This window comes from Catenovulum sp. SX2, from assembly GCF_052056295.1.
GTDB lineage: Bacteria > Pseudomonadota > Gammaproteobacteria > Enterobacterales > Alteromonadaceae > Catenovulum.
The window spans coordinates 711,495-723,381 of the sequence record NZ_CP182493.1; the positions used below are offsets into that span (position 1 = coordinate 711,495).

General features: G+C 40.2%; 4 protein-coding genes and 1 pseudogene. 2 read left to right on the top strand and 3 right to left on the bottom strand.

Annotation, left to right across the window (positions count from 1 at the left end; all coding sequences use genetic code 11):
* Window positions 1–142 precede the first annotated feature (142 nt).
* Window positions 143–1,618 (bottom strand): glycoside hydrolase, encoded by a 1,476-nt coding sequence (locus tag ACMZOO_RS03075; RefSeq protein ID WP_440905331.1) that lies wholly within the window; start codon window positions 1,616–1,618, stop codon window positions 143–145.
* Between the two features lie 165 nt (window positions 1,619–1,783).
* Between ACMZOO_RS03075 and ACMZOO_RS03080 the strand changes: the two genes are divergently transcribed.
* Both ACMZOO_RS03080 and ACMZOO_RS03085 read left to right on the top strand, forming a co-directional pair.
* Window positions 1,784–3,835 carry a protein-disulfide reductase DsbD family protein gene (locus tag ACMZOO_RS03080; RefSeq protein ID WP_440905332.1) on the top strand — a complete coding sequence of 684 codons (2,052 nt, stop codon included), beginning with the start codon at window positions 1,784–1,786 and terminating at the stop codon, window positions 3,833–3,835.
* The gene (locus ACMZOO_RS03085; RefSeq protein ID WP_440905333.1) at window positions 3,825–4,433 is read left to right on the top strand and encodes a thioredoxin family protein; all 609 of its coding nucleotides are present in this window, start codon (window positions 3,825–3,827) and stop codon (window positions 4,431–4,433) included. The genes ACMZOO_RS03080 and ACMZOO_RS03085 overlap by 11 nt, the downstream gene beginning before the upstream one ends.
* A 22-nt stretch (window positions 4,434–4,455) precedes the next feature.
* Here the strand turns inward: ACMZOO_RS03085 and amt are convergent, their stop codons facing one another.
* Window positions 4,456–7,866: an ammonium transporter gene (amt, locus tag ACMZOO_RS03090; RefSeq protein WP_440905334.1), complete on the bottom strand. Its 3,411-nt coding sequence runs from the start codon at window positions 7,864–7,866 to the stop codon at window positions 4,456–4,458.
* Between the two features lie 262 nt (window positions 7,867–8,128).
* Window positions 8,129–11,869: pseudogene (gene metH / locus ACMZOO_RS03095) on the bottom strand (methionine synthase).
* Window positions 11,870–11,887: the final 18 nt, after the last annotated feature.

The window sequence follows — 11,887 nt, forward strand, 5'->3', positions numbered from 1 at the left end:
AAGAAGTTTAGATCTGATTACGACTACTTAATGCAATCATATCAATCAAAAACAATCAGATATTTTTCAATAACTTACAATTAAAGCATACGCCTATTTATTTGATTATTGAAGTGACGAATTGCACTTTTTATGATCTAAATTAACAACGCCAAAAACTAATACTGAAAGCAGGCAAAGTTCCATCAAAACGCTTTTGTGGGAAGTCGCTTAATTTAACTTTGCCTTTGTTAAATTTGGGTTTAATGCCGTTAATCAGGATTTTTTTTGCATCTATTGATTTGGCGGTAAGCACATAGCCAGTGGTAATAGATTCAAAGTTTTCCAAATCTATATTGACGGCAAAATTGCCCATGTTAATCAGCATTAAAGTTTTAACTGTATCTTTGCCATGGCAATACGCCCTAACTCTAGGATGGTTCGACGACACTTTATAAACTTGAGAGCCCATTAGCTGCCCCCAAATCCAACTAAGCCAATAATCAGGTCTAGGTTTCAAGGTTAGTCGATTAATCAAGCCGTAGTCACCACCAATTAGACTTTGGCGGATCATCACTTTGTGGCCAGAAACTGCACCATTACCTAACTGTTCAGCCCACCAAAAGCAAGATACAAATCTATCGGATAATTCTGGTTGGCCACCGCATTGAGCAGATCCGGTTTCGCCAGTCCAGAATTGCGCCTGAGGTTGATGTAAATGCCGCCAAAAGTTAAGTTTTTCTGTGTATTTAGCAAAGTAGTGATATGAGGTTGGCGACAACATATTTCGTAATGTGGCAGTACGTGTACGTACAGGCGAGCGTTTGCTTTGGAATGGATAATAATGCCAACTGACAATATCCAGCTCAAAACTTAAATAGGCCAAAAACTTTTTAGTTAGGTTAAACATAGGCGCAAGCGATTCACCCAGTTTAGGCCAATAAGCACTACCCGGCCCCATTATTTTGGTTTGCGGCAAATAACTCTTAACCACTATGGCAAAAGTTGCGTAATCCTGCGCTAGGTTTTTACCACCGGGCTGAGCTTTTAAACCATGAAAAGCCCAATAAGCATTGAGTTCATTGCCCAATTCACATACATCTATCTGGTAATTATGCTGCTGAGAATAGGCCAACAACTTTTGCACTTCGGAGCCTTGCCAACTGCCGTGCTGGCTGCGTTCAAACAAACCATATTTAAAAGTGAAAACTAATTTAAGTTGATTGCGCTGGATGAATTTATGCAAGTTATCCCACATAGTTTGGGTTAACACTATCGCATCTGGCTCTTGCTCTGGCTTATCAAAATAATGAATTTTATCTGCCTCTGAGCCGCCAATTCGCAAATAAGCAGGGCCTAAAGCCTGCACTAGCCTATCTAGTTTTTTGGTATGTAAATCTATTGGTGGAACGCGCAAAGTGCCCAAACCACGTTTAACCCCATTACTGCCTTCCCACCAAAAACCACCTACCAATACAGAAATATCAATTGAAAATGACAGGTATTCTGCTTCAACTTGAGTTACAGGGCTGAATCTTTCAAGTTTCACTTTTACTTGTTTAGCTGCAACTCGACGAGCTTTAAAATGAACAAAACGGTAAATACGCGAGTAAAAACTAGAAGTTAAGCTGTTGAACATATCCTGCCAAAATATTTAATACGCTTAGCTTAAGTATTTGACTAAATCATGGCAGCTTTATGACATTGTGATAATTAGCGCTAGGTGTGTAAAGCAAATGTAAAGTGAATTGAATTGGCTATATAACCAGTCAATAATAAAGCAGTTTGTTTTTAGGGAACAACTATGCATTCAACACTGAAAACTATCCTGTGTTTAACCCTTTGGTTTGCCCTTGGGAATATAAATTTTGCGCAAGCGGAGCAAAGCTTAGCGACTGGCCCACATATCCAAGTGCAAGTTGTCAGCGAATATAACCAGCTAAACCCAGAGCAAACTAACTGGATAGGGATTTTATTAACACCCGAAGCTCATTGGCATACCTATTGGCAAAATCCAGGTGATTCAGGTGAAGCGCCTAAGATGGATTGGAACTTGCCAGAGGGCTTATCTATCGGGGATGTGATATGGCCAATACCACAACAAATTAAAGTCGCTCACTTAGTTAATTATGGTTACGAAGGGCAAAACTTGTTGATGTTACCGATTAGCTTTGACACATCTAGCCAATATCAAACAGGTGATACTGTTGAGATTAAAGTAGATTTATCTTGGTTAGTTTGCCAAGAAGACTGCATTCCGGGCTGGGCAAGCTTAAGCAAAACCTTTGAAATTTCGAATAAACAGCAGCCAAGTGAATTTAAACAATTATTTGCGGACACCCGCCTACAGCATCCACAAAACCAACAACTAACTGGCCGCTACGAAATAACTGACAAGCACATTGTAGTTTCAGTTAAGCCACCCAATGCAGCCAACTGGCAGCTGTTGCCGTTAAAAAGCAGTGTTATTCAACACAATCAACAACAGCAAATAATTCAAACTGATGCAGAGCATGCAAGCTTTACCTTATTAAAATCGGATTATTTTGTTAGTGATCAGCAAGCAATTGAATTTTTATTATCTAGTGGCGACTCTGCATATTATCTAACGACCAAGCTCAATTCAGCGCTCAGCAACACAAGTTCAAACACTCACAACTTGGCTTTATTGTTATTAATGGCATTGGCCGGTGGCATTATTTTAAATTTAATGCCATGTGTATTGCCTGTGTTATCAATAAAAGCATTGAGTTTACAGCAACAGAATTTACCTATATTCACCAAATTAGCTTACCTGCTGGGTGTATTGGTTAGCTTTAACCTATTTGCCTTAGCCATAGTTATTTTCAGGCAAAGCGGTGAAAGTTTAGGCTGGGGTTTTCAAATGCAAAGCCCGTGGTTTGTTGCCCTAATGGCATTTTTATTTTTGGCGATAGCGCTTATGTTGTTAGATCAAATAAAAATTGGCAATGGATTAACTGGCATAGGTCAGTCTTGGGTTTCTGGTCAAGGTTTTAGCAGCCAGTTTGCCACCGGCGTTTTAGCCGTGTTGGTCGCATCTCCTTGTACAGCCCCCTTTATGGCTGCGTCTATTGGTGTTGCTATGGTCAGCCCACCTTTGGAAACTTTTTTAATTTTTAGCAGTTTAGCCCTAGGTTTTGCCCTACCGCTTACCGTTATATTCTGTTTACCACAAGTGGCTAAATTACTGCCAAAACCGGGCGCTTGGATGGAAAGCTTTCGACAATTTTTAGCTTTCCCTATGTTAGCGACAGTTGTTTGGCTGGTATGGATTTACCTCAATCAAACCAACAGCACTGCACAATTAATTTTGTTGGTTGCGCTATTAACTTTTGCACTCTTGTGTTGGTTAATGCAACACGCGAAAAGTTGGTTTAAGCTTTTGTGCACAATCGCAATTTTTGCCAGTGTCTACGCTCCTATTTATTTAAATCAGTCGAGTGTGGCTGCAGCCAAACCGACACAAGTGAATCACAACTATCTAAATTATGATCAAAACAAACTTGCCGAACTAAAAGCCAACAACCAAGTGGTGTTAGTGAATATGACAGCCGATTGGTGTATTACCTGCAAAGTTAATGAACAAGTTGCCTTTAATGCAACCGAAGTGCAACAAGCACTAGCAGCAGACGGCATTCATTATATGGTTGGAGACTGGACCAACAAAAACAACGAGATTTTAAGTTTTTTACAGCAATACCAAAGAGCCGGCGTGCCTTTATATGTTGTATACGCAGGCAATGGCTCTGAACAAGTATTACCTCAATTATTAACCCCAAATATGGTAATTGAGGCCATTAATCACGCAAAAAAGGAGTTAAACCATGAAAGTTAAACAATTTATTAGCTTAGCGGCACTGGCTTTTGTTAGCTGTTTTGCCCATGCCGAGATAAACATTGACGCGAGTGCGCCAAACTTTAGCTTAACCAATGAACAAGGCCAAACCGTATCTTTGTCAGACTACCAAGGCAAATATGTTGTATTAGAATGGACTAATCATAAATGCCCTTATGTAGTGAAACATTACGATAGTGGCAATATGCAAAGTTTACAGAAAAAGTACACAGCGCAAGACGTCGTTTGGTTATCTATAGTGTCATCTGCGCCGGGCAAACAAGGTTATGTTGATGCAGCCGAAGCTCAAGAGCTAACCAAATCACGTTCGGCAGCACCAACCCATGTACTATTTGACCCATCAGGTGAGGTTGGCAAATTATATGGTGCGAAAACCACACCACATATGTATATCATAGATAAACAAGGTAAGCTTAGATATGCAGGTGGCATCGACAGTATAAAATCGGCTAACCCTGCAGATATTAAAAAAGCTGATAATTACGTAGAACAAGGTTTGTCAGCATTAATGTCTGGGCAAACAGTCGCCAATAAACTTACACCACCTTATGGCTGTTCAGTTAAGTACAAATCGTAATTGTTGGTATTAGATAACAGAGTTAGCTCACCAACTTAACCAAGGCGATTTCTTCTATTAGCTTAGAAATATGATTCGGTTTGTGCAGGTAATAACCCTGCACATAATCGACTTCTAAGCGCTGCAAAGTTTGATAAATTTCTTGGCTAGAAACGTACTCAACCACAGTTTTTAAGTCCATAGTGTGCGCTATTTTGTTAATCGCATCGACCATAGCTTGATCAAATTTATTCGCTTCTATTTCTTTGACAAATGCCCCGTCAATCTTGATGTAATCAATAGGTAAGTTCTTTAAATAACCAAAAGAAGACAAACCACTGCCAAAATCATCAAGTGCAAAACGCACACCCGACTTTTTCAAATTATTAATTACATCAGATGCTTTGTTTAAATTGGCTATCGCAACTGTTTCTGTGATTTCAAAAACAATCTGTTTACCATCAATTTTATAAGCATCCACCATCTGCATAATGTACTCTTGCAAATCTGCTCTATTGATTGAATCGCCTGATAAGTTAATTGAGCAGGTAAGATCCGCTGGTAATCTAAATTTGTTGTCATCTAACCATTTAAACGCTTGTTGAATAACCCAACGGTCAATTGGATAAATTAAGTTATAACGTTCTGCGGTTGGAATAAATGCCCCAGGAGGAATAATCTCACCTTGCCAATTCATCCGGAGCAGAATTTCAAATTTTAGACTTTTGTCTAAATCGTTAGTCGAAGCTATTTGTTGAAAGTACAACTCAAACAGGTCTTGCTCTAAAGCTTGTTTTATCCGACCTACCCACTCAACCTGACATTGCCTTTCAGTCAGCTCTTTATCGTCAGGTTGATAAACATAAACATGGTTACGTCCCATATCTTTCGACGCATAACAAGCCGCATCGGCTAAATGCAGCACATCAGTCACGCTATTTGAATATTGATCAATCGGGATCACACCAATACTGGTTGTAACACTGAACTCTTTGCCATCCCAACTAAAACGGAAAGACTCAACATTATCGCGAATGCTTTCAGCAATTTTTTGTCCACGTTCAATATCACAGTTAAATAAAACTGCGGCAAACTCATCTCCACCTAACCTAGCTAGAATGTCATTTGAGCGAATACGTTTTTTCATTACCCGTGACACTTGGCGTAATAACTCATCACCAGCTTGATGACCACATAAGTCATTAACAATTTTGAACTTATCCAAGTCGATGTAAATTAAGATATGCTGCTCATCTGACTGAATACTTTGCTCAACTAAGCTAGTTAGAGTTCGGTCAAATTCACTACGATTAATTAGCCCAGTTAAACCATCATGTTTGGCTTGATGGTTAAGCTCACGCTGAATGATTTGTGATTGAGTGACATCTTGGAAAACCACCACAGTACCAGTTACATTTTGCTCTTGATCAAATACAGGAGAGACAGTATGACGAATAGCTCGAACTGTACCATCACGACAAAAGAGTAATCTAGACTTGTTGGTTACATGCGTTTGTTTATTGTCAATTGCGTTACGAACGATAAGATCAGCAGGCCGATATTCAGGCGAATCAACCACAGCCATTACTTGACTGATTTTCTTATTTTTTGCTTTTTCCAAAGACCAACCTGTTAGCACCTCTGCGACTGGATTCATATAAACAATAGTCGCATGATTTGAGGTAGTAATTACCCCATCACCGATCGACTGTAGTGTAGCTAACATTTGCTCTTTTTCAGCGTACAACGCAGCTTCTATTGCTTTGTACTCAGTCATATCGTTAATCAAACAGGTGAGTTCAACAACTGAGTGACTACTTTGAGTAATTATGATGTCCAAATAGCGTGTTTTGTCATTGTTAATACAATGCCCCTGCAAGCGCAAATTGCTTGGTTTGCTAAACAAACTGTTTCTCGCTGCAAGTAAATCTACTTCTGCGGCGTGCTCAATTTGAAAAACTTTGAGTATTTTAAAAATTTGCTGGATGTTTTTACCTAAAGCATATCCTTCTGAAATTGAAAAAATACGCTCAGCGGCTGGGTTTATGCCGGTGATTTTTTGCTCTGCATCCAGCGTCACCACTCCTGCTTGAATATCTTTTACTATGCTTTCGGTTTTAGCTGTGGTTTCTTCAATCACATCCATCAGTTTGTTGTAACGCTCGGCAATCAAGCCAACTTCTGTGTACGGCTCAGCCGGTATTCGCAGCGATAAGTCATTTTGTTGTTTATCCAGATTAACCAAAAAATCATGCAAATCTGTTCTCGCATTGTGCTCAGTAATATTTAAGCCATTGTGTTCATCATCAGCACTGACTCTAAGCGGGAAAAAGTGGTTGATAATTCTAAGTAAAATATAACTACAAGAAAATGCCCATAAACCACAAACCACTACACCGTTTAATTGTGCGAAGAATTGTTCGGTGCGGGTTAAACCTGTTGCTAAAACATTTAAATCTGCAAACAAGGCAACGGCTAACGTACCCCAGATACCTGCAAACAAATGCACAGGTATAGCTGAAATAGCGTCATCTAGTTTCAGTTTCCCCAATAAATTACATGCCATTAGCATAACGGCAGCACCGCCAATCCCAATAACCAATGCGTCCAACTGACCAACTGCATGGCATGAAGCAGTAATAGCGACTAAACCCGCTAAAATACCGTTAAGCATCACCACACTGTCTTCAGTATAACGGCTTGGCCACATGCGATTGATCAAATAAGCAGCTACACCACCAGCTGCCGAAGCAAGAAGAGTATTAATAATAATAGACGGGATATTTCTGGAAAATTCCAAGGTGCTTCCGGCGTTAAAACCAACCCAACCAACAATAAATAACACCACACCTAGCATAGCCGAAGGCAAGTTACTGTAGGGAATTGCATTTACTTGGTTATTATCAAAGCGGCCAATGCGTGGGCCAATAATAATAACTGCAGCCAGCGCAACCCAGCCACCAACGCTATGCACGACGGTGGAGCCGGCAAAATCGACAAAGCCGGATGCGACTAATCGACCAACTTGGTTATCAGTGGCAAACCACGCCCAATGACCAAATACAGGATAAATAATAACGACAACAATGGCGGTGATAATTTTATAAGCTAGGTATTTAGTTCGTTCAGCAATTGCACCAGAGACTATAGTGGCCGCTGTTGCGCAAAACATGGCTTGGAAAATAAAGAAAGTGGCTTCTGCTGGTTTACTCTGTTCTACAGAAAAAAAGAAATTGTGACTACCTATCCAACCAAGGTAACTCTGGCCAAACATAATGCCGTAGCTAACGGCCCACCAAAGTAAAAATGTCAGCGCAAAGTCGGTGGCATTTTTTAGCGCGACGTTAATCGCATTCTTATTACGAGTTAAGCCTGATTCTAAAAATAAAAAGCCGCCCTGCATCACTAGAACTAACACAGAACAAATCAGCACCCATAGAATATCTATATTCAAGCTTTACTCCTTATTTTGCTTACCCGAATCAGGGTCACTCAAAGGTCTAAGCAATATTTTTGCCAGATAAGTAGAATTGAACCTTGTTCATTGCAAGGGCCTTGTTTTTAGGGTGTTGTGGGTAGTTTAGGCTTGCAACGGCAGTTGCTTTTGTGAAGGTTTAGGTAAATTCGAAGAAAATCGTGCACTAAATTGGGTTAAGTTGCGTTAAAAAATAGGCTGTGATTTACACAGCCTATTTAAATTTGAGTTAAGGTGTTACTTAAGCATCAGGATCATAATCCAAATTTGGCATTAACCATTTTTCCGCTTCTGTCACTGTCATGCCGGTACGCTCTGCATAACTTTCAACTTGGTCTTTTTGAATTTTACCTACTGCAAAATATTTACAGTCTGGGTGAGCGAAATACCAACCGCTTACTGATGCACCTGGCCACATGGCACAGCTTTCAGTTAATGTCATACCGATGCGGCTTTCAACGTCTAATAAATCCCATAAACGTTTTTTCTCAGTATGCTCAGGGCAAGCAGCATAACCTGGCGCTGGGCGTATACCTTGGTATTTTTCGCGAATTAGTTCTTCGTTAGATAAGTTTTCATCCGCTGCATATCCCCAATAATCTTTACGGATACGCTCGTGTAAATACTCGGCAAAAGCTTCAGCTAAACGGTCAGCAACAGCTTTAACCATAATGCTGTTGTAATCGTCATGATCAGCTAGGAAAGTTTCAGCCCACTCATCCGCACCAAAACCAGCAGTTACCGCAAATGCACCGATATAATCGTTAATACCAGTTTCTTTGCCTGCAACATAATCACTTAAACAACGGTTGTAGTTACCTTGTTTTTTCTTCGATTGCTGACGCAAATGGTGTAAACGGGTTAACTCTTCACTGCGGCTATCATCTGTGAAAACGACTAAATCATCGTCTTCACGCGCAGCAGCAAATAAACCAAATACACCTTTAGCAGTAATTTTTTGCTCTTGTTCGATAATATCTAAAATCGCATTGGCATCGTTAAATAACTTAGTGGCTTCTTCGCCCACTACTTCATGTTTTAAGATAAGTGGATATTTACCAGTTAGCTGCCAAGTTAAAAAGAATGGTGTCCAGTCGATGTATTTTCTCAGCTCAGCAACTGACACATCTTGCAACTCAGTTACACCTAATTGTTTAGGTTTAACTGGCGTGTAGTTGTCGAAACTCAGTGGGAATGGGTTTTGGCGTGCTTCATCAAAACTCACTAACTCACTGCGTGGGCCACGGTTTGCATGTTGTTCACGCACACGTACGTATTCTTCTTGCAAACGTGCGACAAAGTTTGGACGTAATTCATCACTTAATAAGCTTGATGCAACAGATACACTGCGCGATGCATTTGGTACATAAACAACAGGGTTTTCATATTGTTGCTCAATTTTCACCGCTGTATGTGCTTTTGAAGTTGTTGCGCCACCAATTAATAATGGAACTTTAAAACCACGACGCTGCATTTCTTTGGCAACATGCACCATTTCATCTAATGATGGGGTGATCAAACCAGACAAACCGATAATGTCACATTTTTCATCAATCGCGGTTTGTAAAATTTTATCTGCAGGCACCATAACGCCAAGGTCAACTATTTCATAGTTATTACATTGCAGCACCACACCGACAATGTTTTTACCTATGTCATGCACGTCACCTTTAACCGTCGCTAACAAAATTTTGCCGTTAGACGAGCCAGCAGCTTTTTCTTGTTCGATATAAGGTTCTAAATATGCTACTGCACGTTTCATAACACGCGCTGATTTAACGACTTGAGGTAAGAACATTTTACCTTCACCAAACAAGTCACCTACTACATTCATGCCGTCCATTAATGGACCTTCAATTACATGTAATGGGCGTTCAGCTTCTTGGCGTGCAGCTTCTGTATCTTCTTCAATAAAATCAGTAATACCTTTAACAAGCGCATATTCTAAACGCTTTTTAACCGGCCAAGAGCGCCATTCTTGCGCTGCAGGATCGGCTGCTTTTTCACCGCTACCACGGAATTTTTCAGCCAGTTCTAATAATGCTTCAGTCGCGTTGTCGTTACGGTTGAGTACTACATCTTCAACTGCATCTTTTAATTCTGTAGGGATATCATCATAAATGGCCAACTGACCAGCATTTACAATACCCATGGTCATGCCGTTTTTAATTGCGTAATACAAGAACACTGCATGAATCGCTTCACGTACAGGATCGTTACCACGGAATGAGAAAGAAACGTTCGACACACCACCTGAGATCATTGCATGTGGTAAGTTGTCTTTAATGTCTTTACAAGCTTCAATAAAATCAACAGCATAGTTGTTGTGCTCGTCGATACCTGTCGCAACGGCAAAAATATTCGGGTCGAAAATAATATCTTCAGCTGGGAAACCAACTTTATCTACCAAGACTTCGTACGAGCGTTTACAAATTTCATATTTGCGCTCACGAGTATCCGCCTGACCCACTTCGTCAAACGCCATTACAATAACAGCCGCGCCATAATCACGGATCAGCTGAGCTTGTTTGATAAAGTTCTCTTCACCTTCTTTTAAGCTGATAGAGTTAACTATGCCTTTACCTTGAATACATTTTAAACCCGCTTCTAAAATTTCCCATTTAGACGAGTCAATCATAATAGGTACACGGGCGATATCTGGCTCAGAGGCAATTAGATTCAAAAAGCGCACCATAGCAGCTTGTGAATCCAACATACCTTCGTCCATATTGATATCGATAATTTGCGCACCGTTTTCAACTTGTTGACGAGCCACTTCTAGTGCTTCGTCGAATTTATCTTCTTTAATTAAACGTTTAAAACGCGCAGAACCTGTTACGTTAGTACGCTCACCTACGTTGACAAATAATGAAGCTTTGTCAATTGTTAGCGGCTCTAAGCCAGATAAACGACAGGCAATTTCGCGTGGTTTAATTTCACGTGGCGCTATGCTTTCAACCACTTCTGCCATAGCGGCAATATGGCCAGGTGTTGTACCACAACAACCACCAACAATATTAAAGAAGCCAGATTCAGCCCACTCTTTAATATGCACTGCCATATCTTCTGGCTCTAAATCGTATTCACCAAAGGCATTTGGCAAACCAGCATTTGGATGCACAGACACAGCGAAATCAGATACACGCGCTAATTCTTCAACATATTGGCGCAATTCTGCAGGACCTAAAGCACAGTTCAAACCAATAGAAATAGGGTTTAAATGACGTAGCGAGTTGTAAAAACCTTCGGTAGTTTGACCAGATAAAGTACGACCAGACGCATCAGTAATGGTGCCTGAAATCATAATTGGCAAACGATAACCTTTATTTTCAAATGCACGTAACACTGCAAAACCTGCGGCTTTTGCATTAAGCGTATCGAATATGGTTTCAATTAAGATGAAGTCTGCACCGCCTTCCATCAAAGCTTCAGTTGATTCAACATAAGCTTCAACTAATTGGTCGAAAGAGACGTTACGAAAACCTGGGTCATTTACGTCAGGTGAAATAGAAGCTGTTTTACTAGTTGGGCCTAAAACACCTGCAACAAACCTTGGTTTTTCAGGATTTTTAGCCGTGAATTCATCCGCAACTTTTTTCGCAAGTTTTGCCAAGATTAATTTCACGCGCTAACGACTGCATATCATAATCACATTGATTCAAGATTAATTTCACGCTAACGACTGCATATCATAATCAGCCATTGAATGCGTAGTTGCATTAAAAGTATTGGTTTCAATAATGTCAGCACCAGCGGCTAAATACTCAGCGTGAATATCAGCGATGATCTGCGGTTGAGTTAACGACAATAAATCGTTATTACCTTTTAAATCGCTTGGCCAATCAGCAAAACGCTCACCTCGATAATCTTCTTCAGTGAGTTTGCGGTTTTGGATCATAGTTCCCATACCGCCGTCTAACACTAAAATACGCTGTTTGAGTAAAGTTTGAATTGTTTGTTCGACTTCACTTTGCTTAATCATTGAAAAACCTTCTAAATA